26 protein-coding genes and 1 tRNA gene are annotated in these 24,125 nt (G+C 71.5%); 15 read left to right on the top strand and 12 right to left on the bottom strand.

From position 1 onward, the window contains the following. Nucleotides 1-65 precede the first annotated feature (65 nt). A complete protein-coding gene (locus ACQEUX_RS29005; RefSeq protein WP_433055007.1) occupies nt 66-641 on the bottom strand; it encodes a TIGR03086 family metal-binding protein in 576 nt (191 codons plus the stop codon). A 31-nt stretch (nt 642-672) separates the two neighbouring features. Between ACQEUX_RS29005 and ACQEUX_RS29000 the strand changes: the two genes are divergently transcribed. Beyond that, the gene (locus ACQEUX_RS29000; RefSeq protein WP_433055005.1) at nt 673-1,470 is read left to right on the top strand and encodes a DUF6597 domain-containing transcriptional factor; all 798 of its coding nucleotides are present in this window, start codon (nt 673-675) and stop codon (nt 1,468-1,470) included. 32 nt (nt 1,471-1,502) lie between these two features. Here ACQEUX_RS29000 and ACQEUX_RS28995 read toward each other — a convergent pair whose 3' ends face one another. The 6 genes from ACQEUX_RS28995 to ACQEUX_RS28970 are packed head-to-tail and all read right to left on the bottom strand — an operon-like array spanning nt 1,503 to nt 7,103. Beyond that, complete coding sequence (locus ACQEUX_RS28995) at nt 1,503-3,032, bottom strand: SpoIIE family protein phosphatase (protein ID WP_433057213.1); 1,530 nt, start codon at nt 3,030-3,032, stop codon at nt 1,503-1,505. Nucleotides 3,033-3,045: 13 nt separating this feature from the next. After that, on the bottom strand, nt 3,046-4,407 hold the full coding sequence (locus ACQEUX_RS28990) for a sensor histidine kinase (RefSeq protein ID WP_433055002.1): 1,362 nt from the start codon (nt 4,405-4,407) through the stop codon (nt 3,046-3,048). Then, on the bottom strand, nt 4,404-5,417 hold the full coding sequence (locus ACQEUX_RS28985; RefSeq protein ID WP_433057211.1) for a SpoIIE family protein phosphatase: 1,014 nt from the start codon (nt 5,415-5,417) through the stop codon (nt 4,404-4,406). Before ACQEUX_RS28985 ends, ACQEUX_RS28990 begins: the two co-directional genes overlap by 4 nt. Further along, on the bottom strand, nt 5,414-5,836 hold the full coding sequence (locus ACQEUX_RS28980; RefSeq protein WP_433054999.1) for an ATP-binding protein: 423 nt from the start codon (nt 5,834-5,836) through the stop codon (nt 5,414-5,416). Before ACQEUX_RS28980 ends, ACQEUX_RS28985 begins: the two co-directional genes overlap by 4 nt. Continuing rightward, the gene (locus ACQEUX_RS28975) at nt 5,833-6,243 is read right to left on the bottom strand and encodes an STAS domain-containing protein (protein WP_433054996.1); all 411 of its coding nucleotides are present in this window, start codon (nt 6,241-6,243) and stop codon (nt 5,833-5,835) included. Before ACQEUX_RS28975 ends, ACQEUX_RS28980 begins: the two co-directional genes overlap by 4 nt. After that, nucleotides 6,243-7,103, bottom strand: coding sequence for an STAS domain-containing protein (locus ACQEUX_RS28970; protein ID WP_433054993.1), 861 nt, complete (start codon nt 7,101-7,103; stop codon nt 6,243-6,245). The genes ACQEUX_RS28975 and ACQEUX_RS28970 overlap by 1 nt, the downstream gene beginning before the upstream one ends. Before the next feature lie 162 nt (nt 7,104-7,265). On the opposite strand from ACQEUX_RS28970, the gene ACQEUX_RS28965 reads away from it, so the two are divergent. Then, nucleotides 7,266-7,622, top strand: a complete 357-nt coding sequence (locus ACQEUX_RS28965; RefSeq protein ID WP_007454464.1) for an STAS domain-containing protein — start codon at nt 7,266-7,268, stop codon at nt 7,620-7,622. 13 nt (nt 7,623-7,635) lie between these two features. Here the strand turns inward: ACQEUX_RS28965 and ACQEUX_RS28960 are convergent, their stop codons facing one another. Continuing rightward, entirely contained in the window at nt 7,636-8,916 is a 1,281-nt protein-coding gene (locus ACQEUX_RS28960) for an MFS transporter (RefSeq protein WP_433054990.1), read from the bottom strand. 50 nt (nt 8,917-8,966) lie between these two features. Here ACQEUX_RS28960 and ACQEUX_RS28955 point away from each other — a divergent pair, with 50 nt between their 5' ends. From ACQEUX_RS28955 to ACQEUX_RS28940, 4 genes are all read left to right on the top strand, one after another. Further along, entirely contained in the window at nt 8,967-9,659 is a 693-nt protein-coding gene (locus ACQEUX_RS28955) for a FadR/GntR family transcriptional regulator (protein WP_433054987.1), read from the top strand. 39 nt (nt 9,660-9,698) lie between these two features. Next, a complete protein-coding gene (gene mscL / locus ACQEUX_RS28950; protein ID WP_433057209.1) occupies nt 9,699-10,160 on the top strand; it encodes a large conductance mechanosensitive channel protein MscL in 462 nt (153 codons plus the stop codon). An 81-nt stretch (nt 10,161-10,241) separates the two neighbouring features. Further along, nucleotides 10,242-10,493, top strand: coding sequence for a hypothetical protein (locus ACQEUX_RS28945; protein ID WP_433054984.1), 252 nt, complete (start codon nt 10,242-10,244; stop codon nt 10,491-10,493). Nucleotides 10,494-10,550: 57 nt separating this feature from the next. After that, the gene (locus tag ACQEUX_RS28940; protein ID WP_091395802.1) at nt 10,551-10,922 is read left to right on the top strand and encodes a hypothetical protein; all 372 of its coding nucleotides are present in this window, start codon (nt 10,551-10,553) and stop codon (nt 10,920-10,922) included. On the opposite strand, the gene ACQEUX_RS28935 is transcribed toward ACQEUX_RS28940, so the two are convergent. Then, on the bottom strand, nt 10,835-12,202 hold the full coding sequence (locus ACQEUX_RS28935) for a benzoate/H(+) symporter BenE family transporter (RefSeq protein ID WP_433054980.1): 1,368 nt from the start codon (nt 12,200-12,202) through the stop codon (nt 10,835-10,837). The two genes, ACQEUX_RS28940 and ACQEUX_RS28935, sit on opposite strands and share 88 nt — an antisense overlap. A 55-nt stretch (nt 12,203-12,257) precedes the next feature. On the opposite strand from ACQEUX_RS28935, the gene ACQEUX_RS28930 reads away from it, so the two are divergent. From ACQEUX_RS28930 to ACQEUX_RS28900, 7 genes are all read left to right on the top strand, one after another. Beyond that, entirely contained in the window at nt 12,258-12,818 is a 561-nt protein-coding gene (locus ACQEUX_RS28930; protein ID WP_433054977.1) for a helix-turn-helix domain-containing protein, read from the top strand. 115 nt (nt 12,819-12,933) lie between these two features. Then, nucleotides 12,934-13,653, top strand: a complete 720-nt coding sequence (locus ACQEUX_RS28925; RefSeq protein WP_433054974.1) for a PP2C family protein-serine/threonine phosphatase — start codon at nt 12,934-12,936, stop codon at nt 13,651-13,653. Between the two features lie 101 nt (nt 13,654-13,754). Beyond that, complete coding sequence (locus ACQEUX_RS28920) at nt 13,755-14,093, top strand: PadR family transcriptional regulator (protein WP_433054971.1); 339 nt, start codon at nt 13,755-13,757, stop codon at nt 14,091-14,093. After that, the gene (locus ACQEUX_RS28915) at nt 14,090-14,935 is read left to right on the top strand and encodes an ATP-binding cassette domain-containing protein (protein ID WP_433054968.1); all 846 of its coding nucleotides are present in this window, start codon (nt 14,090-14,092) and stop codon (nt 14,933-14,935) included. The genes ACQEUX_RS28920 and ACQEUX_RS28915 overlap by 4 nt, the downstream gene beginning before the upstream one ends. Beyond that, a complete protein-coding gene (locus ACQEUX_RS28910) occupies nt 14,932-15,624 on the top strand; it encodes a hypothetical protein (RefSeq protein WP_433054965.1) in 693 nt (230 codons plus the stop codon). Before ACQEUX_RS28915 ends, ACQEUX_RS28910 begins: the two co-directional genes overlap by 4 nt. A gap of 93 nt (nt 15,625-15,717) precedes the next feature. Further along, the gene (locus tag ACQEUX_RS28905; protein WP_433054962.1) at nt 15,718-16,908 is read left to right on the top strand and encodes a GNAT family N-acetyltransferase; all 1,191 of its coding nucleotides are present in this window, start codon (nt 15,718-15,720) and stop codon (nt 16,906-16,908) included. Between the two features lie 78 nt (nt 16,909-16,986). Next, on the top strand, nt 16,987-18,177 hold the full coding sequence (locus tag ACQEUX_RS28900) for a hypothetical protein (RefSeq protein WP_433057207.1): 1,191 nt from the start codon (nt 16,987-16,989) through the stop codon (nt 18,175-18,177). A gap of 141 nt (nt 18,178-18,318) precedes the next feature. On the opposite strand, the gene ACQEUX_RS28895 is transcribed toward ACQEUX_RS28900, so the two are convergent. After that, nucleotides 18,319-19,401 carry an NAD-dependent epimerase/dehydratase family protein gene (locus tag ACQEUX_RS28895; protein WP_433054959.1) on the bottom strand — a complete coding sequence of 361 codons (1,083 nt, stop codon included), beginning with the start codon at nt 19,399-19,401 and terminating at the stop codon, nt 18,319-18,321. A 183-nt stretch (nt 19,402-19,584) separates the two neighbouring features. Continuing rightward, entirely contained in the window at nt 19,585-19,887 is a 303-nt protein-coding gene (locus ACQEUX_RS28890) for a hypothetical protein (RefSeq protein WP_433054956.1), read from the bottom strand. Nucleotides 19,888-20,082: 195 nt separating this feature from the next. Here ACQEUX_RS28890 and ACQEUX_RS28885 point away from each other — a divergent pair. Together ACQEUX_RS28885 and ACQEUX_RS28880 are read left to right on the top strand one after the other, a co-directional pair. Next, nucleotides 20,083-20,154: transfer RNA gene (locus ACQEUX_RS28885), tRNA-Lys, on the top strand. Between the two features lie 218 nt (nt 20,155-20,372). After that, complete coding sequence (locus tag ACQEUX_RS28880) at nt 20,373-23,231, top strand: hypothetical protein (RefSeq protein ID WP_433054953.1); 2,859 nt, start codon at nt 20,373-20,375, stop codon at nt 23,229-23,231. 202 nt (nt 23,232-23,433) lie between these two features. Here ACQEUX_RS28880 and ACQEUX_RS28875 read toward each other — a convergent pair whose 3' ends face one another. Continuing rightward, complete coding sequence (locus ACQEUX_RS28875; protein WP_433054950.1) at nt 23,434-23,961, bottom strand: hypothetical protein; 528 nt, start codon at nt 23,959-23,961, stop codon at nt 23,434-23,436. Between the last annotated feature and the right edge of the window lie 164 nt (nt 23,962-24,125).

Below are 24,125 nucleotides of genomic sequence, written 5' to 3'. Positions count from 1 at the left end.
GAGAACTGACGCAAACCTCTTGATCACCGGGGCGGTGGGGGCGGGGGCGGGAGGGGTGGGTGGGGTTAGGGGGTGGGGGGCCAGGTGGGGGTGCGGCCGGTTTGGGACAGCAGATGGGCGAGGTCGGGGGCCGGGGTGGTGGGGGTCGGCACCGGGTCGGCGAAGACGCCCATCTTTCGGGCGGTGGGGCCCAACTGCTCCACCAGCCCGTGCAGCTCGGCCAGCGCCTCCGGGGCCGGCTGGTACGGCTGGCCGGTGGCGACGGCGAGATCCCAGCCGTGCACGGTCAGGTCCAGCAGAGCCATGCCACCGATGACGGCCTGCGGCATGCCCATGCCCGGCGACACGCCCTCCAGGGTGGACGGGTCCGACCAGGCGGCGACCAACCGTCCGGTCTCCGCCTCGAACCGGTCCCGCCAGCCGTCGCCCAGGTGGTCGGGCTTCTCGGCCCACTCCACCTGTCGCTTCTCGGCCAGCTCCTGAAAGTTGACCACCACCTGGAAAAGGTGATTGAGCAGATCGCGGACCACGTAGTCACGGCACGGCGTGGGCAGGTCGAGCTGGTCGTCGGCGATGCCTCGCACCACATCGACGGTTCGCGGCGCGGCAGCCGCCAGCAGATCGCTAGTCTGAGTGGTCATAGGGCCAGCGTATGAGGGTGGTCTTGAACAAATGCGACAGCGACCGCGTGGCGACAGCCGGGGAATTCTCGACCCCGGGCGCATGCTGCGCGAGGTCCGCTTCCGGCGGCACCTGCCGGTGGAGTCGCTACGCCCGTGGGTCGAGCACTACTGGTTGATCGACTGGGCGTTGAGCACACCGTTCGAGCAACGGGTCGTGCCGCACCCGGCGGTGAACGTGGTGTTCCGGTGGGACGGCGACGGGCCCGAGTCCGGCGAGGTGGCCGGGGTGGGCCGCGACCTGTTTCGGATCACGTTGACCGGCACCGGCCGGGTGTGCGGAGTGCAGTTTCGTCCCGGTGGCTTCCACGCGTTCTGGCGGCGGCCGGTCGCCGAGCTGACCGGCCGCCGGGTGCCGCTGCCCGCCGGCCGGCTGACCCGCCCCGACGCCCCGGTGTGCGCGGCCACCGACGACGAGCGCTGCCACGCGTTGGACGCCCTGCTCACCGCCTGGCGACCAGAGCCGGACCCGATGGCCGAGGAGGCCGTCCGGCTGGCCGAGGCGATCCGCACCGACCGGGCGGTGCTGCGGGTCGACGACTTCGCCGCGCGGCACGACCTTCCGGTCCGCCGGTTGCAGCGGCTCTTCATGGAGTACGTCGGGGTCGGACCGAAATGGGTGATCCGCCGCTACCGGCTCCAGGAGGCCGTCGAACAGGCCGCTGGTGGCCCGCTGAACTGGGCGGATCTCGCCGCCGACCTCGGTTACAGCGATCAGGCCCACCTGGTTCGCGACTTCACCGCCGTCGCCGGGATGTCACCCGCGGCGTACGCCCGCTCGGTGCACTGACGCCAGCCGCGTGCCGAAGGCCGGCACCGAACTCAGCGGCGGCGCAGGACGACCACGGCGACGTCGTCCTGGATCTCCGGTGGGGCCAACTCCACCAGCAGCCGGGCACAGAAGCGGTCCAGGTCGTCGTCGACCGTGGCGGCGATCGCGGCGACCGCGGCCAGCCCCTCGTCGATGGTGGCGTCCCGTCGCTCGATCAGCCCGTCGGTGTAGAACACCAGCGTGGCCCCGGCCGGCAGCACGAACTCCAGGTCGGGCGGACGCGGCGCACGGACGCCCAGCAGCGGCGCCGAGTGCTGCACGAACTCGACCTTGCCGTCCAGGCTGAGCACCGGCGGAAGATGCCCGGCGCTGGCCAGCCGGACCCGGCCGGTCGGCGGGTGCAGCAGCAGAACGCAGAGCGTGGCCAGCTCGTTCGGCAGCAGTGTCCGCATCAGCTCGTTGACCCGGTGCAGGATCTCGCCGGGCTGGTGGCCCTCGACCGCGTACGCCCGCACCGCGTGCCGCAGCTCGGCCATCACGGTCGCCGCGTGCAGCGAGTGGCCGGCGACGTCGCCGATCGCCAGCAGCAGGTGCCCGTCGAGCATCACCAGCTCGTAGAAGTCGCCGCCCACCTCGGTCTGCGCGCTGGCCGGTTCGTACCGCACCGCGAGGTCCAGGCCGGCCACCGTGGGCAGCCCGCGCGGGAGCAGGCTGCGTTGGAGGGTGACCGCGATCCGGTGCTCCTCGTCGAACGAGCGCTGCGCCTCCACGGCCGCCGCCACCGCTTGGGCGAGCTGCACCAGCACCGGGGTCCGAGCGGTCTGGGTGGCGGTCGGTACCACCACGTACAGCGGGGCTCGGTCCTCGCGCAGCCGAGCGGCGGCGACCGTCACCGTGTCGTCCGCCGGCCAGTCGACCAGGGCCCAGTTCGCCGGGGTCTCCACCCGGACCGTGGCGCCGGTCGGCACTCCGCTGTCGTCGACGACCCACGGCAGCACGGCCGCCTCCGCGCCCGGACCGGCGCAGATCCCCGCGAGACAGTCACCGTCGAACGTCTCGGCGATCACCGCCGCCGGGCTCTTGAAGATCTGCGCGGCGCCCTCGGCGGCGGCCTCCAGCAGGCGTACGAAGGTCGGCGCGGCGTGCACCGCGACGGTCGTGTCGGCCAGCCCGAGCAGCCGCTCGGCGAGGAGTTCGGCGCGCTGCCGTGCCTGGTAGTAGCGCAACACCGCCCGCGTGGTGGCGATCAACTCCTCCGGCTCGATCGGCTCGGTCAGGTACGCGTCCGCACCCCGGGTCAGCCCCTGAGCGCGGTCGGCCACGTCCACGGCGTGCGCCGACACGTGAATCACCGGCATCGCCGGGTGCCGCGCCTTGATCAGTTCGCAGACCTCGTAGCCGCTCAGGTCGGGCAACCGGACGTCCAGGACCACCAGGTCGATCCGGTCCGTCTCGACCCGGGCCAGCGCCTCGGCGCCGTTCTCCGCCTCGAGCACGGTGAACCCTGCCCGGGTCAGCCAGCTGACCAGCAGGTAGCGCTTGGTACGACTGTCATCGACCACCAGGACGGTCGCCGGCATGCCGTCCACGCCGTCACATCCCGCCTGCGGGCAGGGACACTGTGAAGGTGCTGCCCCGGCCCGGCTCGCTGGTCAGCTCCAGCGTCCCGCCGAGCAGCGTCACCAACCGCCGGGCGTACGGCAGGCCGAGGCCGGTGCCGCCGACCCGGGTGGCACCGGGCACCTGATAGAACTCCTCGAAGATCCGGTCGTGCAGCTCGGGAGCGATGCCCGGCCCGGTGTCGCTGACCTCGAAGTCCCACCGGTCGTCGCGCCGCTGGGCACGCAGTCGCACCTCGCCGCGTTCGGTGAACTTCAACCCGTTGTGCAGCAGGTTGCGCAGCACCTGGCCGAGCAGCACCTCGTCGGTGCGCAAAATGGCCGGCGCGGCCGGCTCCTCCACCACCAGCTCCACCTCCGGGCGGGTGGCCAACGCCCGCAACGTGCCGCGCAGTTGACCGAAGACGGGGCGCAGGTCGACGTCCGCCAGGTCCGGCTCGATCCGGCCGGACTCCGCCTTGGCCAGGTCCAGCAGATCGTTGACCAGCCCGAGCAGGTCCGTGGCGGAGGAGCGGATCAGGCCGACCTGGCGGGCCTGTTCGGCGGTGAGCGGGTCGGAGGCGGAGTCCGAGAGTAGCCGCCCCAACCCGATGATCGCGGTGACCGGGGCGCGCAGCTCGTGGCTCACGTTGGCCAGGAACCGGCTCTTCGACTCGCTCGCCGCGCGCAGCTGGGCCGACTTCTCGTCCAGCTCGGCGTAGAGGGCGACGACCCCCCGGTTGGTCTCCTCCAACTCCTCGGTGAGCTGGTTGTAGAGCGCCAGCACACCACGGTTGGTCTCGGCCAGCTCCTCGTTCAGCACGGCCAGCTCGTCGCGCTGGCTGCGCACCTCGTCGAGTGCCGCGATGAGCTGCCCGTTCTGCACGGTCAACTCGTCCAGCGCACTGCCCGGCGCGGTACGGCCGAGTTCGGCACGGAACTCGGCGAGCCGCTCCGGGGTGGGCATGGGCGCGTTGGCCGGGACTCGTCGGGACATCCTCACGACCGTAACCCCCGCGACGGTCGACACGCTCAACGTGTCGACCAGTCGGGACACCGCACCGGACTGCGGTTGGTAGCGGCCGTCCCGCAGCGGGGCCAGCGGGGCCAGGTCGGCGCGCAGGTGGAACCGGCCGCTGTCGTCCGCGTCGACGTGGAAGGAGACGTCCGCGCCTCCGGCCGTCCGCAGCAGGTCCCGGGCCACCTCGCTGAGCGCGGTGGCGATCCGGACCTGGTCCTGGTGTTCCAGGCCGACCACGGTGGCCACCTCGCGGCCCCGTTGGCGGATCACGAAGATGTCATGTTCGACTCGCAGCGCCATCTGCAGCAGCGGCGGCGCGGCCGACTCCCCGGTCATGCCCAGGACCTCGCGACCAGTACGCAGGCGTCGTCGCGTCGCACACCGGCGTCGCGCAGGAGAGTCGCCGCCATCACCAGCGGGGATCGCTCCGCCAGATCCGGGTAGTCGGTCAACCGCCAACGGTCCACCACCCCGTCGCTGTGCATCACCAGCCGGGAACCAGGGCGGAGCGGGTAGTCGTACCCCCGGATCGTCGGCCGCTGGTGGCCGGCGATGCCGGGCAGCGACACCAGCCCTCGGCGCCGGCCGTCGCCCTCGACGACCACTCCGGCGATGTTGCCCAGGCCGGCGTAGTGCAGCACCCCGGCCGCGGGCACCAGCTCGGCGACCGCGAGCGCGGCGCCACGGGTGTGCGACATGCTCCGGTGCAGGTGAGTGACCACGTCTGCCGGTGGGCCGGCCGGGGCGTCGCGGAACGCGGCCAGCGCGGCATCGGTGGCGGCGGCGGCCAGCGGGCCGTGCCCCAACCCGTCGCTGACCAGCACCTGGTGCCGCCCGTCGGCGACCCGGACGGCGTATCCGTCGCCGCTGACCGTCTCGCCGGTCAGCGGCCGGGCGAGGGCACCGGCCCAGGACGGCTGGGCCGGCTCCGCCGGCCAGACCTGCACGGCCAGGACGGTGCCTCGACCGGGTAGCGAGTATCCGTCGAACCAGCTGGCCTGCCGCACGATGGCACCCAGGCCGATGCCGAGCGTGCCGGTGGTGGAGTGCCCGTCCTGGGACGAGACGGTCAGGTCCGCCATGCCGGGCCCGGAGTCGATGGCCACCAACTCCACGCCGGCCTCCCCGGCCCGGCGCACCGGCCGGAGCAGCAGAACGCCCTCATCGGCGTGCTTCACCAGGTTGCTGGTCAGCTCGGCGGCCACGATGGCCAGGTCGGCGATGCGCGCCGGACCCATCTCCACCTGCGCACCGAGGCGTTCGGCGGCACGCCGGACGGCGCTCGCCGCGCTACTGGCCTCGACCCGGAACCAGATGCCACGGTCGGTGACCGCGTCGCCGTTCACCGGGACCACTTGGTGACCGTGACGCGGGTGCCGGTCTCCGCCGACGTCTCGATCTGGAACTCGTCGACCAACCGTCGGGCACCGCTGAGCCCGAGGCCGAGGCCGCCGCCGGTGGTGTAGCCGTCGGTGAGCGCCAGGTCCAGGTCGGGGATGCCGGGCCCGGAGTCGCTGAAGACGATCTGCACGCCCTGACGTCGGCCGTTGTCCACCGTCGTCACCTCGACCGTGCCGCCGCCGCCGTACACCAGGGTGTTGCGGGCCAACTCGCTCGCCGCGGTGACCACCTTGGTCTGGTCGACCAGGGACAGCTTGACGGCCACCGCCACGGTACGGACCAGCTGCCGGACGCGCACCACGTCCTCGTCGCTCCGGATCGCCTGTGCCTGCGGTTGGTGGCCCAGGTCGATGCCCGCGGTCACGGCGTGGCCGTCTCGGCGTCCGGATCGTCGTCGAGCTGGTGGTCGAGCTCGTCGGCGCGGGCCGCTGCGATCAACTCCATGCCGCGCTCGACGTTGAGCGCGGTACGGATGCCGTTCAACGACAGCCCCAGTTCGACAAGGGTGATGGCGACGGCGGGACGCATGCCGACCACCACCGTCTCCGCGTCGAGCACCTTGGAGATCGCCGCGATGGTGGAGAGCATCCGCCCGACGAAGGAGTCGACGATGTCCAGTGCGGTGATGTCGATGATGACGCCGTGGCAGCCGGTGGCCACGATCCGCTCGGCGAGGTCCTCCTGGAGTTGGACCGCCGTCTGGTCGGACATGTCGAGCTGGATGGAGACGAGCAGGATGTCGCCGATCTTCAGGATCGGCACCCGTTCCATCAGACGTCCCGGCGCGGCTGGCGGCGGGCGGTCTCCACCCCGGTGAGCCGCAGCACGTGACGCAGCGCGTCGGCGAGGCTCGCCTTGGTGGCGATGTCGCCGAACTCGATGCCGAGCGCGACGATGGTCTGGGCGATCTGCGGACGGATGCCGGAGATGATGCAGTCCGCGCCCATCAGCCGCGCGGCCACCACGGTCTTCAGGATGTGCTGGGCGACCTGGGTGTCCACCGCCGGGACGCCGGTGATGTCGATGATCGCGTACGGGGAGCTGGTGTCGACCAGGGTCTGCAGCAGCCGCTCCATCACAACCTGGGCGCGGGCCGAGTCCAGGGTGCCGACCAGCGGGACGGCGACCACGCCCTCCCAGAGCTTCACCACCGGCGTGGAGAGCTCGAGCAGCTGCTCGGCCTGGTCGGCGATCAGGCTTTCCCGGGTGCGGACGTAGCTCTCGAAGGTGAACAGGCCCAGCTCGTCGATCAGCTTGGAGAAGGCGACGAAGTCGTGCAGCGCGTTGGTGCCGCCGGTCTCCTGCACCAACTCGGCCAGCACGTCCTTGAGCGCGAAGATGCTGATCGTGGTCTCGGTGGCCGAGAAGCCCTGCCGGGCCCGACCACGGGACAAGTCGGAGAGCGTGGCCCGCAGCTCGGCCGCGTTCTCGGCGGACAGGTCGAGACCGCCCTGCTCGCCCGCGGTGACGATGGCGCGGTGCAGGTCCTGGACCTGCCGGCGCAGCTCCGCCTGACTCAACCGACCCCGCAACGAACCGGCGACGATCTCGGTCCACTGAGACGTGACCCGTTCGGCGTTCCCGCCGAGCAGCGCGACGAGCCGACCGCTTTCCTCGATGCTCAACGCCATTTCGAACCCCCTTGACCTGGACCGGGCGGACTCTATCACCGGGGGCGACCAACTACTTGCCCCGTAGCAACGGAATGATGATGGCCACCGGATCCCGGCTCCCGTTCGGCGTACGACGCCCATGGTGGGATACCGTTCCCCCGATAACAGGAGGTCTGGCGAATGTCCTTGACGGTGCACACGGAACAACGCGGCGACGTGGTCGTCGTGTCGGTCGCGGGCGAGCTGGACATGGCCACCGCACCGCAGCTGCAGGACCAGATCACCGACCTGCTCGACAAGGGCCGCAACCGGTTGGTGTTCGACCTGGCCGACGTCTCGTTCTGCGACTCGACCGGCCTGTCGGTGTTCGTCCGCGCCAAGAACAGCTGCGACGAGGCCGGTGGCGTGGTCCGGCTGGCCGCCCCACAGCGGGGTGTGCTGCGCATCCTCGAGGTGAGCGGGCTGGTCGAGGTGCTGCACACCTATCCGACGGTGGATGAGGCGGTCGCCGGCGAACCGACGCCGGCCTCCTCCTGACCGCTGGCGTACCTCACTCGTCCTCGACGTAGCGGGGACGAGCGATCGCCATGCCCGCCGTCGTCTGCACGGCGAGGGCGCCCAGCAGGAACCCGATCGGCGCGGTCCAGCCGCCGGTGGCCTCATAGAGGATGCCGACCATCAGCGGGCCGAGGGCGGCGATCACGTACCCGGTGCTCTGCGCGAACGCGGAGAGCGCGACCGTCCCCTCGGCGGTGCGGGCGCGCAGACCGATGGCGGTGAGGATCATCGGGAACGCGCCCTGACCGATCGCCAGCAGGGCGACCCAGAGCAGCGCGGCCCCGTGCGGGGCTAGTGCCAACCCCAGGTAGGCCAGCGCCGACGCGGTGGTCAGCCCGAGCACCAGCGGGCGCAGGCTGCCCAGCCGGCCGGCCAGGGTGGGCATCAGCAGCGCGATCGGCACGCCGAGCGCGGTCACCCCGGCGAGCAGCAGCCCGGCCGACTCCGGCTGGTAGCCGGCGTCGCGGAACAACTGGGCCAGCCAGCCCATGATCGCGTACCCGCTGAGCGACTGCGCCCCGAAGTAGACGGCCATCGCCCAGCCGAGCCGGGTCCGCGCCGGTCGGACCCGCGTCGGCGCGGCGACGGCCGCCGTCGGGGTCGCTCGCCGCGCGGCGGCGCGGGTCCGCAGCGCCAGCGGCACCCACGGGAGTACGGCCACCGCGGCCATCGCGGCCCAGATGCCGAGCCCGGCCCGCCACGACCCGAAGGCGTGCGCGATCGGCACCGCGGAGGCGGCGGCCACCGTCGTGCCCACGGTCAACGCCATCGTGTACGCGCCGGTGACCAGGCCGGTGCGATGCGGGAAGTGCTGCTTGACCAGCATCGGCAACAGGATGTTGGCGACCGCGATGCCGGAGAGCGCAAGCGCGCTGGTGAGCACGAAGATCAGGGCCGAGTCGGTGACGACCCGGAGCACCTGCCCGACGGCGAGGGCGAACATGGCGACCACCAGCACCCGGGCCGGCGCCACCCGGCGGACCAGCCACGGGGTGAGCGCGCCGAGCCCGGCGAACGCGATGGTCGGCAGGGTGGTGACCAGACCGGCGGTGGCGCCGGAGAGGCCCAGCCCGTCGCGGACCTCGTCGAGCAGGGCACCGAGGCTCGTCACCACGGCGCGCAGGTTGAGCGCGACCAGCAGCATCCCGACCAGCACGAGCGCCCCACCGGTCGCCGGATGGGTCCGCCGGCCCGTACCGGGGTCGCGCGCCGGGCGCGGGTCGACGGCAATGGGAGCGGGCAGCGCCGGAGCGGCGGTCGGTGGCGGGGTCATGACCTCTAACCTACAATCATGGGATGAATTTGGGACCGGTGATGTAACAAGTGCCACCGTCGGTCGATTTCGCTTCCGCGCCACCGGTGCCACCCCGCGGCCACCGGGTCCGGCAGACCATCGAGCAGCTCCGCGCCCGGATCCTCGGCGGCGAGTGGCCCGTCGGCGGGCGCATCCCCACCGAGCCACAGCTGGTCGCCGCGCTGGGCGTGGGGCGCAACACGGTCCGCGAGGCGGTCCGCGCCCTGGTGCACGCCGGGGTGCTGGAGTGCCGGCAGGGCTCCGGCACGTACGTGGTGTCCACCGACGAACTGGCGCCGGTGGTGGCCCGCCGACTCGGCGACGACCGGATGACCGAGGTCATCGAGGTACGCCGCGCCTTCGAGGTGGAGGCCGCCCGGCTCGCCGCGCTGCGGCGTACACCGGAGGACCTGGCGGCGCTCGACGACGCGCTCGCCGACCGCGAGGCCGCCTGGCACGGCGGCCGGGTCGACGCGTTCGTCGAGGCCGACGCGGCGCTGCACACGGCGGTGGTCGCCGCCGCGCACAACGCCATGCTCGCCGAGCTGTACGCCTCGGTCGGCGCCGCCCTGCGCAGCACCGTCGCCCAGGCGATGGGGGACGCGCTCACCCCCGAGCGTTACGTCGACCACACCCGGCTGGTCGAGGCGATCCGGACCGGCGATCCGGGCCGGGCGGCGATCGAAGCCGGCGCTTTTCTGGAGCCCGCCGAAGGGGCATAGGTTGTGCCGGACGGAAAACCGGACACCTCGGGAGTACGGATGCTCAAGGGCTTCAAAGACTTCATCATGCGCGGCAACGTCGTCGACCTGGCGGTCGGTGTCGTCATCGGCGCCGCGTTCACGGGCGTGGTCACCGCCCTCACGAACTCGTTCCTCAAGCCGATCATCAAGCTGGTCGGCGGCGGGGAGGACCAGTTCGCCGGCCAGTGGGAGATCAGCAAGGGCAACTTCATGGACTGGGCGGGGTTCCTCAACGCCCTGATCACCTTCCTGCTCACCGCGGCGGTGCTCTACTTCTTCGTGGTCTTCCCCATGAACAAGCTGGCCGAGCGGCGGCAGCGGGGCGAGGAGCCGCCGCCTGCGGCGCCGAGCGAGGAGGTCAAGCTGCTCACCGAGATCCGGGACGCGCTGGTCTCCGCCGGCCACACCACCCCGGGCCAGCAGCGCGGGGCGCTGGACGACGTGCTGGGTCGCCGGACCGAACCCCCGGCGCCGCGCTGATCCGAACGGATGCACATCGGCCCCTGTGGGATTCCCGCAGGGGCCGCACCTTCTCGTACGTGTGTTCGATAGAGTCCCGTCATGGAGCAGCGAAAGCACTGGTGGAACGGGAAGTGGGGGCGGTTGGCCCGGCGGGACGTCTTCCTTCGGGTGGACGCCGACCGGTGGCACGTCGAGCAGCGAGCCGGCGGCGCCGAGGGCATCTCCCGGTTCTACGAGTACGGCAGTGTGGACGAGGCCGAGGAGACCGTCCGGGCGCTGCTCGACGGGCCGGACACCTGGCGGGAACTGTCCCCACGCCCGCCGGGCGGCTGGACCTCGCCGAACGACTGAGCGGTGGGCGGTCGGCGACGGCGTTTAGCGACATCCCGCCCCGGGAACCGCGGTGGGATGGACCAGCAGGACGAGCAGCAGGCGACCATCTCGCGGATCACCACCGGGATGCCGGTGATCGACTCCGCCGGCACCGAGGTCGGGACCGTGGACCTCGTCCAGCGGGGCGATCCGAACGCGGTCACCGTCCAGACGCCGACCGCCGACCCGGGCAGCAGCCTGGACGAGCTGATCGAGGCGACCGCGGTCGAGGAGCCGGACGTCCCGGCCGATCTTGCGGCACGGCTGTTGCACAGCGGCTACCTGAAGGTCTCGACCGACCTGACCCGTACCGGCGCGGTCTACGTGCCGGCCGACCGGATCGGGTCGGTGGCCGACGGCCGGGTCCTCCTCGCCGTGGGCGTGGCCGACCTGCCGCCTGAGGAGTGATCCCCCCTTGATCGACTCGACTTCAGGGAAGTCGGGGCATCCCCGAGACCGGACACCCCGACTTCCCTGAACCCGCGTGGCGCCGCCGGAGCAGGCACCGCCGGAGCAGGCTGATCGGGTGCGGCGGGTGAGCGGCGGTGGAAGAGCAGCAGCATCAGGCAGCCGGCCACCAGGCCCCAGAACGCGCCGCCGACGCCGATCAGCGTCACTCCGGAGGCGGTCACCACGAAGGTGACCACGGCGGCCTCACGGGTCGCCGGGTCGGTCACCGCCGAGGCGAGCGCGGTGGCGAGCGCGCCGAGCAGGGCCAGCCCGGCGACCGCCTCGATGAGGATCGGCGGGGCGACCGCGACCAGCGCGGTGGCCGCGCCGGCGCCCAGCCCGAGCAGGGCCAGCCCCGCGCCGGCGGTGATCGAGGCGACCCACCGGCGCTCCGGGTCCGGGTGCGCGTCGGGGCCGGCGGCCAACGCGGCGGTGATCGCCGCGAGGTTCACCGCGTGCCCGCCGGCCGGGGCGGCCAGCAGGCTGGCCAGGCCGGTGGCCCGCAGCGCGGCCCCGAACGGCGGGCGGTAGCCGTAGCCGACCAGCACCGCCATGCCGGGTACGTTCTGCGCGGCCATGGTGACCAGGAACAGCGGCAGGGCGAGGCCGACCAGCGCGGACGCGTTCCAGGCCGGTGTGGTCAGCGTGACCGTCGGGGCCAGCGCGGCACCGGTCAGGCCGGCTGGCGGCGCGGTCAGCGTGATCGCCACCACCGCCACCACCAGCGCGCCAGGCACCGCCCAGCGGCGGGCGAACCGGTGCAGCAGCAGCCAGCCGACCACTACCGGACCGGCCACCGTGGGCAGGTCGACCAGCGCGCGGACCGGGGCGGTGCAGAGCGGCAGCAGCACCCCGGCGAGCATCGCGCCGGCCACCGGCTTGGGGATGGCGGCCACCGCACGGCCGAGCGGCGGGAACAACCCGGCCGCCACGATCAGCACACCGGCGACGAGGAAGGCGCCCACCGCGACCGGCCACCCGCCCGGCGGTGGCCCGGTCGCCACCAGCAGCGCCGCACCCGGGGTGGACCAGGCCACGCTCATCGGTATCCGGTGCCGCCAGCCCAGCCAGGCGGCGGCGAGGCCACTCGCCACGCAGAGGGCGAGCAGGCCCGAGGCGGCCTGCGCGTCCGACGCGCCGGCCGCCCGGAGCCCGGCCAGCACGACGGTGAACGAGCTGGCGAAGCCGACCAGCGCGGTCACCACGCCGGCCAGCACCGGTTGCACGCGTCCGGCCATCCCGCCCTCCCAACTGTTCCGTTTACGGAACGACAGCGTGTAGCACGATAGCCGGGTGCCGCATCCACCACCAGCCCGCCGCCCGGGCCTCGACGTGGACCCCGCCGTCGTCGGCCGCCGGGTCCGCGCCCTGCGCGAGGAGCGGGGGATCTCCCTGTCCACCCTGGCCCGGCTCGCCGGCGTCGGAAAGGCCACCCTCTCCGGCCTGGAGCACGGCACCCGCAACCCGACGCTGGAGACGCTCTGGGCGGTCACCGCGCAGCTCGGCGTGCCGTTCACCGCCCTGCTGGCCGAACCGGCGGCCGAGCCCACGGTGCACGGCACCGCTGTCACCGCCACCCTGCTGGAGGTGTTCACCGAGACCGACGCGACCTACGAGCTGTACCGGATGCGGGTCGCACCCGGCCCGGGGCAGCTCTCACCCGCGCACCAGCCGGGGGTCACCGAGCACGTCACCGTCTTCGCCGGGGTGCTGCGCGCCGGCCCGGCCGACGCGCCGCTGACCGCCCCGGCCGGCGGTCACCTTCGGTGGGTGTCGGACGTGCCGCACAGCTACACGGCAGTGGGTGACGAGGAGGTCGCCGCCAGCCTGCTCCTGCGCTACCCGCGCCGCTGAGGCCCGGCCGATCGCCCACGATCCGCCCATCCCGACGGCGGATATCGCGATCATTTTCTGGACTACGCAGTGGGCGTAGAGACGAATGCGGGGTGTTCTTGGCAAGCTTGTCCCCATGACGCTGATCCTCCGCTCGGTCATCCTCAACGACATCGGTCTGGTCCGCACCAACAACGAGGACTCCGCCCTCGCCGGTGACCGCCTGATCGCCGTCGCCGACGGCATGGGCGGGCTGCCCGCAGGCGAGGTGGCGAGCGAGATCGTGATCCGGATCCTGGACGAACTGGCTCCACCCACCGAGCCTGACGCCGCCGCCGACGCCCTGCGTGCCGTGGTCAGCACCGCCAACCAACGCATCCACGCCGCCATCACCGTCGATCCGAGCCGGGACGGGATGGGGACCACTCTCACCGCGGCGCTGCTGGCCGGGGAGACGCTGGTGCTGGCCCAGGTCGGTGACTCCCGCTGCTACCTGCTGCGCGACGGGGAGCTGACCCAGCTCACCCGGGACGACACGTTCGTACAGGCGCTGGTCGACCAGGGCACCCTCTCCCCCGAGCAGGCCCGCCACCACCCGCAGCGGTCCCTGGTGACCCGGGCCGTGCAGGGCGCCGACGCCCCACCGGCGATCGGTGTGCTCACCGTGGCCCCCGGCGACCGGCTGTTGCTGTGCAGCGACGGGCTCTCCGACTACGTCGAGGACGAGGCCATCGCGGCGGCGCTGGGCATGTACGCCGACCGCCAGCAGTGTGGCGAGCAGTTGGTGAAGCTCGCCCACCACGCCGGCGCACCGGACAACGTGACCGTCGTGGTCTCCGACGTGGTCGCCCGCTGACCCACACGGCCTGCTCGGCGGCCCATTGGACCAGCCGGTCGGGCTCGGTCGCGCTCACTAGGTAGTTGTGCCATCTAGGTTGCGCCGCTAGTGTCCGGCCTGTGGATTCCGACCGGCGTGGGCAGTGGCTGCGGGGGGTGCTCGACATCTGCGTCCTGGCGCTGCTGGCCGAACGCGAGTCCTACGGCTACCAACTCGCCCAGGCACTCGATGCGGCGGGCGTCGGGCCGATCCAGGGCGGCACGCTCTACCCCGTGCTGCTGCGTCTGCAGAAGACCGGCCTGGTGACCGCGCAGTGGCGGGAGGGCACCGCCGGGCCGGCCCGTAAGTACTACCGGCTCACCGACGACGGGCAGGCGGCTCTACGCGAGGGCGGCACCGCCTGGCTCACCTTCGTCAGGCCGGTCAGCGACATCGTCACGAAGGGGGTCACCGGGTGAACGCCGACGACTGGCTACGGACGTTCGCGGTCGAGCTGAACCAGCGCCGAGTCGCGGCAGACGCCGCCCGGCACGTGGTCGCCGAAGCCGCCACACACCTGCGCGACTCCGGCGGCGACCCGTGGGTCGTCTTCGGTTCGCCCCAGCAGTACGCGGGCGCGATCGTGGAGAGCATCGGCACCGCACCCGGCCCACGCCCGGGACCGGTCCGGCTGCACGCCCGGGGCATCACCAAGCGGTACGGCCGGCAGACGGTGCTGCGCGACGCGACGCTGACCGTGCGGGCCGGACAGATCGCCGCGATCGTCGGCGCGAACGGCTGCGGCAAGAGCACCTTCCTGCGGATCTGCGCCGGGCTGATCTCACCCGACGCCGGTGAGGTGGCCGTCTCCGGGCGACTCGGCTACTGCCCGCAGTCCGGCGGCACCGCCGACTTCCTGCTCGCCGACGAACACTTCGTGCTGGTCGGTGCCGGTCAGGGTGTCGCGCGGGGGCCGGCTCGCCGCGCCGGCAGGGCGGCGGCCCGACAGCTCGGCTGGGAGGCGGGCGGAAACGTGCAGGCCCGACACCTCTCCGGCGGCACCCGCCAGAAGCTCAACCTGACCATGTCCACGCTCAGCGCGCCGGACGTCCTGCTGCTCGACGAGCCGTACCAGGGCTTCGACCAGGGCACCTACGTCAACTTCTGGGACCAGCTCAGCCGGCTGCGCGACGCGGGCACGGCGGTCGTCGTGGTGACCCACCTGCTCAACCAACTCGACCGGGTGGACATCGTTCTCGACCTGACCGCGGCACAACCGTCCGAGTGGAGCGCACCCGGCGTCCAGGGAGGCCGTCCATGAACCAGCTCGTCACCGTCGCCGAGATGACCCTGCGGGAGTTGCTGCGGCGTCGCGGCGTACTCCTGCTGTTGCTGTTGATGCCGTTGACCTTCTACCTGATCCGGCGGGACTCCTACCTCGGGCAGTCGGTCCGGTCGCTGCTACTCGGCGTGAGCTGGGCGGTGAGTACCGCCGCGCTCTTCGCGACCACCGCGGCCCGCGAGCTGGAACCGAGGTTGCGGCTGGTCGGCTACCGCCCGCATCACCTCTATCTCGGTCGGATGCTCGGCCTGTGGGCGGTGGGGCTCGTCATCTCCGTACCGTTCTTCCTGCTCCCCCTGGTCGATGGCGCGGACCTGCGGTACGGCGGTCTGGCCGCCGCGATGCTCTGCTCCGTCGGCGTGGCGGCGCCGTTCGGCATGCTGGTCGGCACGCTGCTGCCCCGCGAGTTGGAGGGAGTGCTGCTGCTGCTCACCGTGGTGACCGTGCAGATGCTGATCGACCCGGCCGGATCGGGGGCGAAGCTCACGCCGTTCTGGTCCAGCCGGGAGATCACCACCTGGGCGGTGGACCACACCGACGACGGTTACCTCACCAGGGGCATGGTGCACGGGTTCGTCGTCACCGCCCTGCTGGTCCTCGGCGTAGCCACCGTGGCCAGTGTCCGGCTGCGCCGTCGCCGGCATCTGCGCCATCTGCCCGTCGGCTGACCGGCGCTCGCCCGTCGGCTGGTTTCGCGCGCCGCCGCCACAGATCGGGCCAATTCGGTTGCTCAGGCCGTCAGGGCAGGTTGAGATGGGCGGATGACCATCCGCCGGGTGACCGCCGACGACCGTCTCACCACCAGCTTCCCGCTTGCCGCGTACGCCTTCGAGTCGTCGCCGCTCGGTGCGGCGCGAGCCGAGCAGTTCCGCGACTACCTGCCCTACCACCAGGGCAACACGACGCTGGTCGTGGAGAAGGGCGGCGAGACGCTGGCCGCCGTCTCGGCCATCCCGATGCGGCAGAACCTCCGCGGAGTGGTGCTGCCGATGGCCGGCGTCGCCGGGGTGGCAACCCATCCGCTGGCCCGCCGGCAGGGGCACGTTCGGGCGCTGCTGCACCAACTCCTCGACGAGATGCGCGACGAGGGGATGCCGCTCAGCGCGCTCTACCCGTTCCGGCCCAGCTTCTACGCCCGGTTCGGCTACGCCGGGCTGCCCAAGCCGCGCACCGTCACCTTCACCCCGACCGACCTGGGGTCGCTGCTCCGCGTCGAGCTGCCCGGTGAGGTGGGCTGGGAGCGAATCTCCGCCGGCTACCCCGTGTGGCGCGCATTCACCGAGCGTTGCCTCCAGCAGCGGCACGGTTTCTCGGTCTTCCCGGACTACCGGGCGATCGGGTTGCGCGACCGGGACGAACACTGGCTGCTCACCGCCCGGGTGGACGGCGAGACCACCGGCGCGGTCACGTACCGGATCGACGAGCACGGCGGCACGCTGCACTGCAACGAACTGCTCGCCACCGACCCGCTCTCCCGGACACTGCTGTTGCAGTTCTTCGCCCGGCACGTCGATCAGGTCGAACGGGTCACCATGCAGGTCCCACCCGACGAGTTGCCAGAGCTGTGGCTGACCGACCTGGACGTGCGCGTCGAGGCGCGGGTGGGCCGACCGGGCTCGTCCGCGCCGATGGCCCGACTGCTGTCACTGGACGCGCTGAGCGGCCTGCCAACCGGGCCGGGCCGGGTACGGATCGAGCTGACCGGGGACCGGTGGCTGGCCGGCAGCCACCTGCTGGACGGCACAACCGGCGCCCTGGAGCTGGTCGCCGACACCGCCGGCCGTGCGCCGACCGCCACGCTGACGGCGGCCGGGCTCTCCGCTCTGGCGTACGGGGTGTTGGACCCGGCCGAGCTGCCGTTGCGGGGCCTGGGCGAGGTGCCTGTGGACGCCGCGGCGGAGCTGCGCGGCATCTTCCCCCGCCGGACGCCGTACCTCTTCGCGGACTTCTGACCTCTTTTAATAAGGGATTAAGCCGGCATGGCGGATTCGTCGGGACGCCGTTGCGGCTCCTAGCATCACGGCGTGCGGATGACCTCGCTTGCTGCTCTGCTCGCCCTGGGTGTCGCCACCGCGACCCTGCCCGCCTGCGCGCCCAACGACCCGGCGCCCACCTTCCAGCCCGGCTCGACGGCTGGGCCGGAGGCGCTGGCGACGGGCGACCAGGGCGAAGCGCCGGCTCCCGTTGCCAGCCCGTCGGCCAGCGCGAGCCCGAAGCCCGCCGACAAGGTGCTCGCGGCCGGCAACCCGAACGGCAGAGCCACCGTGCCGGCCGAGGCGCGGGCGGTGAGCACCTCGAAGCCGACCCGGACCATCGGCACCGGCACCCCGGCGAGCTGCACCTCCGCCGCGGTGGTGAAGGCCGTCGCGGCCGGCGGCGTCATCACGTTCAACTGTGGACCGGCACCGGTGACGATCAAGATGACCGCCACCGCGAAGGTCCGCAACGCCAACGGGCCGAAGGTCGTGCTGGACGGCGGCGGCAAGGTCACGCTCAGCGGCCAGGGGCAGCGCCGCATCCTCTACATGAACACCTGTGACAGCGCCCAGGGCTGGACCACCTCGCACTGCCAGAACCAGGATCACCCGCAGCTCACCGTGCAGAACCTGACCTTCGCCGACGGCAACTCCACCGGCGACGAGGCCGAGGGCGGCGGCGGTGGGGCGATCTTCGTACGCGGCGGGCGGTTCAAGGTGGTCAACTCGCGCTTCGTCCGCAACCGCTGCGACCGCACCGGCCCCGACCTGGGTGGCGCGGCCGTCCGGGTGCTGAGCCAGTACGAGAACAAGCCGGTGTACGTGGTGGGCAGCACCTTCGGCGGCGCCGCCGGCCAGGGCGGCTCCTGCTCCAACGGGGGTGCGCTGAGCAGCATCGGCGTCTCCTGGGTGGTGTTGAACAGCGTGTTCAGCCACAACGAGGCGATCGGCAACGGCGCCAACCCGGCGAAGGCCGGCACGCCGGGCGGCGGCAGCGGCGGCGCGATCTACTGCGACGGCAACGAGTTCACCGTACGGATCGCCGGCACCATCATCGAGAACAACAAGGCCAGAGAGGGCGGCGGCGCGGTCTTCTTCGTGAGCAACAACCGCACCGGCACGATGAAGATCGAGAGTTCGACCCTGCGCCGCAACCCGAGCGGCACGTTCGAGACCCGCGGCTTCCCCGGCATCTTCTTCCTGGGCGCCCGCAACCCCACGGTCACCAGTTCCAAGCTGACCTGACCCCGCCCGTGTCCCACCCCGCGCCTCCGGCCCGCCTCCGGCCCGCCATCGGCCTGCCTCCGGCCCGGTGATCAAGAGGTTTCGGTCACCGGGCCGGCGTTCGCTGACCGAAACTTCTTGATCACCGCCATCCGGGTGGGGTCAGTAGGGGTTTCCCTGGCCTGGGGGGCGGCCTTGGAGGAGGGCTGCGGGGCGTCCGGGTCGGTTGGGCGCGCCGGAGAGGGGCGGGCTTCCGGTGTGGTCGCCGTCGGCCATTCCGACGAAGAGTTCCTTGAGCGCGGCCAGCGCGCTGATCTTGGGTTGCCAGCCCAGCTCGGTCTCCGCGCGCTCGCTGGACATCAGCGGGGCGTTCAGGCCCAGCTCCACCCAGCCCGCGTCGATCGGCTGCAACCGCGCCCGCCAGCTCAGCGCCGCCGCCAGCCGCAGCACCGGCGCGGCGACCGGCACCGTCCAACCGTGGAAGTGCCGGGCCACCAGCTCCGGGGTCAGCACCGGGTCCGCGGCGACGTTGAAGGCGCCGCGCACATCACCCAACACCGCCCGGGTGTACGCGTCAGCCACGTCGTCGGCGTGCACCGCCTGCATCCGCAACCGGCGGTTCGTCGGCACCAGCGGGATCCGGCCGAAGCGCAGCAGCCGCACCGGCGCCAGAGGGCCGAGGAAGTAGCGGGTGATCTCCACACCGGCCGCCCGCTGGAAGATCAACCCGGGTCGCATCCGCACCACCCGTAGCGTCGGGTGATCCCGCTCGACGCCGTCCAGCAGCGCCTCCACCTCCGCCTTGTGCTCGCTGTACGACGAACCCGGCACCCCCGTCGCCGGCCAACGCTCGCTGACCGGGTGGTCCTTCGGGCCGGACGCGTAGGCACCGATCGAGGACGCGTACACCAGCGCCGGCACACCGGCCCGGATGACCGCGTCGAACACCGCCCGGCTGCCCTCGACGTTGGTCCGGCGGAGTACCCGCTGGTCGTGGCTGGGCTGGATCTGCCAGGCCAGGTGCACGACCGCGTCCGCACCCGCGAACACCTCGGCGAGTTGCCCCGACGCACCCGGCGCCCCGATGTCGCAGGAGTGCCACTCCACCTGGTCGTACGGCTCGCCAGCATCCGGACCGGGCAACCGCCGGACCACCCCGGCCAGCTCCACGCCCCGCTCCCGGCGCAGCCGCCGCAGCAACGCCGTACCGACGTTGCCGCTCGCCCCCACCACCACGATCCGCATGCCCGACCCCGTACCCGCCCAGCCGCAGCTCAACCGCCCATCCCGCGCTCTCCCTGGCGCGACCCGCGCGGCGCGCGCGGCCTGGCGCTTGCCGGCGCGGCCTAGCGCTTGATCCACACGACTTCCTGAAAGTCGGGGCATCCGGGCGGGCAGGACAACCCGACTTCCGGCATTCCGAGTCGATCAAGGGCGAGGTGAGTCCCGGACCCAGCCGTGCTTCTCCTTCCCCCGCCGGTCGGTGGTGGCGGCCAGGCAACGCGGGCAGATCCAGCCGACCGCGTCGGCCTCGGTGAGGACGTCCGTGCCCGAGTAGTCGAAGCGCACGTGCGGAAAGCGGCGCAACCTGGTCCGGCTGAGGGCCAGGCCGCAGACCGTCTGGTTCTGACCGGGCAGCCAGGCGTGCACCTCGCCACCTGGCTGGCGTACGCCATCAGGCCCGATCTCCTCCCCGGACGCCGCCACGGCCGCGGTGCTACTCGATCTCATACCTGTCCTGGTTCCCTACCCGCCCGCGCCCATGCACCGCCGCACCTTCCCGACACGGGGGCATCCAGCGAGCCGGACACCGCCGGGTCGCCGATCTGGTGATCAGGTGCGGTGAGCGGCGGCCATCCGTACGCATCGACGGCCGGCCGGAAGCCGAGAGTCGGCGGCGCTCACCGTCGGGTAACCTGAGCGCGCGGGCCGCTAGCTCAATGGCAGAGCTGTGGACTTTTAATCCATAGGTTCAGGGTTCGAGTCCCTGGCGGCCCACTCCTCCGCAGGTCGGTGGTTCTTTCGGGACTAGCGCACGGGTGCGGACAGCCGGGCGAATCGCGGGACGAACCGGACAGAACCTGTCGGCGAGGCGTCCGGATTACCGGCCGGCGTTGGAGCCGTCGTCGGCGCCCCCTATGTATGGCGCCGCGTCGCTACGATGACGCCCGCCGGCGTCGATCGGGGCGCCGCCACGGGGGGAGGAACACGTCCACATGAAACGCCTCAGAGCGGTTATCCCGTTGACGGTCGTCGCGGTCACGGCCTCTGTGCTGACCACCATCTCCCCGGCGTCGGCCGCGGACTCGTCCAATGTACCTCTGACGAGCTGGGCCTATCTCGACTCACAGAAACCGCACGCGAAGGTCGTCGATGCGGCGGTGGCGCCGCCGGTCGGCACGTCCCGCGACGACGCCGGTCGGACGCACACCTACCGCTCCTACTTCACGTACGACCTGACCAAGTTGAAGGGTACGGTCGTCCACAACTCGTACCTGTGGACGAACGAGAAGACGGTCACCGACTGCTCCGCCCCGGCAACCATCGAGGTGTGGCGGACCGGCCCGGTCAAGAGCGACACGACCTGGCTGCGCCCGCCGGCCGAGCTCGAGAAGCTGGTGACCGCCAACCGGGGCGCCGGCGCTATCTACTGCCCGGGCTACCTGGGCTTCGACATGGTGGCCACGCTCAACGCGGCGCTGGGCCGGCACGAGAAGAGCATCACCCTGGAGTACCGGGTGACCGCCAATCAGGAAGCCGACGCGCGGACCGGTCGTACCTTTGACAAGCCGGTGCTCAGTGCGACCGTGAACCATCCGCCCACGGTCACGAACCTCCATCTGGCGTACCCGGACCGGCCGTGCGGCACGCTGGCCAAGCCGTCGCCGGCGGCGCGGAACACGGTGTTCGCGGCCACCGCCAGCGATGCGGACGAGGGCGACCACCCGACCGTGCTGTACGCGATCTGGCCGGTGGGCCACCCCGATCAGCGTCGCGAGTTCAATGACTACGGCGGCACCGACCTGAGCCAGTACGCCGACGGCACGGTCCTCGCCTGGCAGGCACAGGCCAGCGACTACTACGACCCGGGGCCGTGGAGCGCGACCTGCTACCTCGTCATGGACCGGACCGCTCCGGCGAATCCGCCGAAGGTCTCATCGCGGACCTACCCCGAGGGCGACACCCCGGGCGGTGGCACCGGCATCGAGGGGACGTTCCGCTTCGACGGGGCTGGCGACCGCGACGTGGTCGCGTTCGCCTGGCGTGACTCCATGGGGTATTCCGGGCAGATTCCGGCCAAGCGCCCGGGCGGCACGGCGATCCTGAAGTACACCCCGAAGCTACGGTTCATCACTGACCTCTTTGTCGCGTCCGTCGACGCGGCGGGCAACCGCGGGCCCGAGAAGAACTACCAGTTCCGGGTCGCCGAGACGGCGCCGAACGCCGTCGTCACCGTGAACGGCGTCGGCTTGCCGAGCACGATCACGCTAATCGCGTCGAAGCCCGAGACCACCGCGTTCGGGTATCAGCTCAAGGACGGCGCGGAGGTCCGCCTCCCGGCTGTCGACGGCAAGGCGACCGGTCGTATCACGTTCACCGCCACCGGCTCAGTCGACGTGGCCGTCCGGAGCTACGCCAAGAACGTGCTGATCGGGCAGGACACCCTGCAGGTCTGGGTCACCGACGCCCCCGGTGTGGAGTCGGCGGAGTTCAACCTGGACACCGACCAGATCGCTGGCAAGACCGGCTCGTTCCGGTTCATCCCACACAGCAACGATGTCGTGGCCTACGAGTACAACCTCGACAACGAGTGGAAGACCATTCCGGCGGCGGCCGACGACACCGCCGTACTGACGTGGACGGCGACGCCGGGCTGGCATTCGATGACCGTACGGTCGGTGCGGTCGGATGGCTCCACGTCGATGGAGGCGGACTATCAGTTCAACATCATCGACCCACGTCCGATCGCGTACGCCCACGAGCTGACCAGCTGGCCGCGCCGGGACGGTGTCGGCGTGCCGTTGAGCATCGAGTTGGGGAGCCAACTGCCAAACCTGACCGGTTTCGTCTACCGGTTCGACGGCGGCGCCGAGCAGACCGTGTCCAACGAGGGCAACCCGTACGCGTACATCACGGTCACGCCGACGCACGCCGGCGACAATGCCGTGGTCCTTCAGGCGCTGTTGTCGGACGGTACGCGATCGCCCGCTGCCACCCACACGTTCGGTATCTGGTCCGGTCCCGTGGTCACGCACACGCCGGAGGGCAGCGGCACCGTCGGCCGGCCCGCGACGTTCACCTTCCACCCGGGGCTGCCGGATGTCGCCTCCTACCGCTACTCGTTGAACGGCGCCGACGAGGAGACGATCGCGGCCGGTCCCGACGGCACCGCGACGGTCACGTACACGCCGAGCTCGTGGGGTTACCACGAGGTGCGGGTCACGAGCATTGGTGCGGACGGCACCGAATCGGACCTGCGGATACAGCCCTTCGATGTCCGGGACAACAGAGTCGACGTGTACAGCCTCTACGACTGGTCGCGCAGGGGGATCGGCTGGACCGGATACTTCTACTTCCACACCCAGCTGTTCGGCGAGGTGACCGAGTACCACTACCGGGTCAACGACGGCCCGGAGCAGGTGCTGCCGGCCAGCACCGACGGCACGTCGACGATGGTCGCGGTGCCATTCGAACGCAATGGCACGAATACGCTGCACGTACGCAGCCTGACGGCGGGCGGCGAACTCTCGCCCGTGACGGACTACGACTTCACGGTCGGCAACGCTCCCTACGTCGTGAGCGCTCAATATCCGGACAGCGCCTGGTCGGGCGGTGGCGGTGTTCCCGGCACCTTCGAGTTCAGCGGCGGCACCGCGGGAATCGTGTCCTTCTCCTGGCAGATCGACGACGGCCCGTCGACGGACGTGCCGGCCGACAGTAACGGGAAGGCGTCGATCACTTACACGCCGGCGCAGGACTTCGAGACGCACGCCTTGTCGGTGACCGGCCACAAGGCGGACGGCACGGAGACCGATGCCACCCGCTACTACATCTACGTGGCCAACGGCGACTGACGACGACCGCGATGTGCCACGGCCGGCCCCTTGGTGTCAGTGTCCGGGACGCCAGGGGTGCCGGCCGTAGCCCACACCCTCGGTCGCACTACAACCGCCCGCAAGGATGGGTGCCACGGTAACGTTGGATGACGCTCTGGGCGGCCAAGATATCGGGATGTGGAGAGGGCGGGGAACTTCGTCTGGGCCTTCGAGCTTCCGGCTACGTGGTCAGGCGCGCCCAGAGGTCGCGCAGCCTCGCTCGTACCCCGATCGCGCTCGTGGTGCCGACATGCCTGACGGGCACGATGACGGCCTCGCCGCGGTCGAGGTTGAAGTAGGACATCTGCCCCGCCTTGATGAACACCACGTCGCCAGCCACCAGGGGCACCGCAGAGGTCGTCGTCCACAAGGTGGCGGGTTGAAGCGTGTAGAGCGGCCAGAGCGTCAGCCGCGTTTCGCCGTCCTCGACTTCCAGCTTCGCCAATGAGTACGGCGACCAGGCGCTGACCCCATATGACAGCCCGACCGACGTGAGGCCGCTGTTCCCAGTCCCGTCGAGAAGGGCCGCGTGCTGTACGGAGCTCCTGCCCTTCGCGAAGCCATAGCGGACCGGGGCACTGCGCCCGACGGGGTAGGGCGAGCGCTCCCGGTACGAAGAATTGTCGGTGCACGGATGCTTGGGCCAAGGCGGGCCCACTTCATCGAAGAAGACTCGGCTGCCGTGTTCGTTGGAGTAGAAGAACACCATCGCCCCGCACACCGGGCATCGGGCATTCGGGCGCAGCCAACGCTCCGAGAAGCTCCGTGGACGTTGCCGCACGTGAGGCTGCGCGAAGACCGTGGGCTTGTACGAGCTCCGGGAGCTCTGCCGTGACCATCCCGCGGAGCCGGAGCGGGTCACATAGTGGGACC

It is taken from the genome of Micromonospora sp. CA-259024, from assembly GCF_050936255.1.
Taxonomy (GTDB): domain Bacteria; phylum Actinomycetota; class Actinomycetes; order Mycobacteriales; family Micromonosporaceae; genus Micromonospora.
Note: the sequence above shows the minus strand (reverse complement) of the source record. Positions and strands in the feature narration are given on the sequence as shown.

Coding starts and splice junctions, on each gene's coding strand:
- ACQEUX_RS28910 (WP_433054965.1), top strand. CDS start 14,932: ATGAACCAGCTCGTCACCGTCGCCGAGATGACCCTGCGGGAGTTGCTG.
- ACQEUX_RS28960 (WP_433054990.1), bottom strand. CDS start 8,916: ATGACCCCGCCACCGACCGCCGCTCCGGCGCTGCCCGCTCCCATTGCC.
- ACQEUX_RS28875 (WP_433054950.1), bottom strand. CDS start 23,961: ATGGTGTTCTTCTACTCCAACGAACACGGCAGCCGAGTCTTCTTCGAT.
- ACQEUX_RS28970 (WP_433054993.1), bottom strand. CDS start 7,103: ATGGCGTTGAGCATCGAGGAAAGCGGTCGGCTCGTCGCGCTGCTCGGC.
- ACQEUX_RS28990 (WP_433055002.1), bottom strand. CDS start 4,407: ATGACCGGGGAGTCGGCCGCGCCGCCGCTGCTGCAGATGGCGCTGCGA.
- ACQEUX_RS28975 (WP_433054996.1), bottom strand. CDS start 6,243: ATGGAACGGGTGCCGATCCTGAAGATCGGCGACATCCTGCTCGTCTCC.
- ACQEUX_RS28880 (WP_433054953.1), top strand. CDS start 20,373: ATGAAACGCCTCAGAGCGGTTATCCCGTTGACGGTCGTCGCGGTCACG.
- ACQEUX_RS28935 (WP_433054980.1), bottom strand. CDS start 12,202: ATGGCCGGACGCGTGCAACCGGTGCTGGCCGGCGTGGTGACCGCGCTG.
- mscL (WP_433057209.1), top strand. CDS start 9,699: ATGCTCAAGGGCTTCAAAGACTTCATCATGCGCGGCAACGTCGTCGAC.
- ACQEUX_RS28995 (WP_433057213.1), bottom strand. CDS start 3,032: ATGCCGGCGACCGTCCTGGTGGTCGATGACAGTCGTACCAAGCGCTAC.
- ACQEUX_RS28905 (WP_433054962.1), top strand. CDS start 15,718: ATGACCATCCGCCGGGTGACCGCCGACGACCGTCTCACCACCAGCTTC.
- ACQEUX_RS28945 (WP_433054984.1), top strand. CDS start 10,242: ATGGAGCAGCGAAAGCACTGGTGGAACGGGAAGTGGGGGCGGTTGGCC.
- ACQEUX_RS28890 (WP_433054956.1), bottom strand. CDS start 19,887: ATGAGATCGAGTAGCACCGCGGCCGTGGCGGCGTCCGGGGAGGAGATC.
- ACQEUX_RS29000 (WP_433055005.1), top strand. CDS start 673: ATGCGACAGCGACCGCGTGGCGACAGCCGGGGAATTCTCGACCCCGGG.
- ACQEUX_RS28925 (WP_433054974.1), top strand. CDS start 12,934: ATGACGCTGATCCTCCGCTCGGTCATCCTCAACGACATCGGTCTGGTC.
- ACQEUX_RS28965 (WP_007454464.1), top strand. CDS start 7,266: ATGTCCTTGACGGTGCACACGGAACAACGCGGCGACGTGGTCGTCGTG.
- ACQEUX_RS29005 (WP_433055007.1), bottom strand. CDS start 641: ATGACCACTCAGACTAGCGATCTGCTGGCGGCTGCCGCGCCGCGAACC.
- ACQEUX_RS28940 (WP_091395802.1), top strand. CDS start 10,551: ATGGACCAGCAGGACGAGCAGCAGGCGACCATCTCGCGGATCACCACC.
- ACQEUX_RS28900 (WP_433057207.1), top strand. CDS start 16,987: ATGACCTCGCTTGCTGCTCTGCTCGCCCTGGGTGTCGCCACCGCGACC.
- ACQEUX_RS28895 (WP_433054959.1), bottom strand. CDS start 19,401: ATGCGGATCGTGGTGGTGGGGGCGAGCGGCAACGTCGGTACGGCGTTG.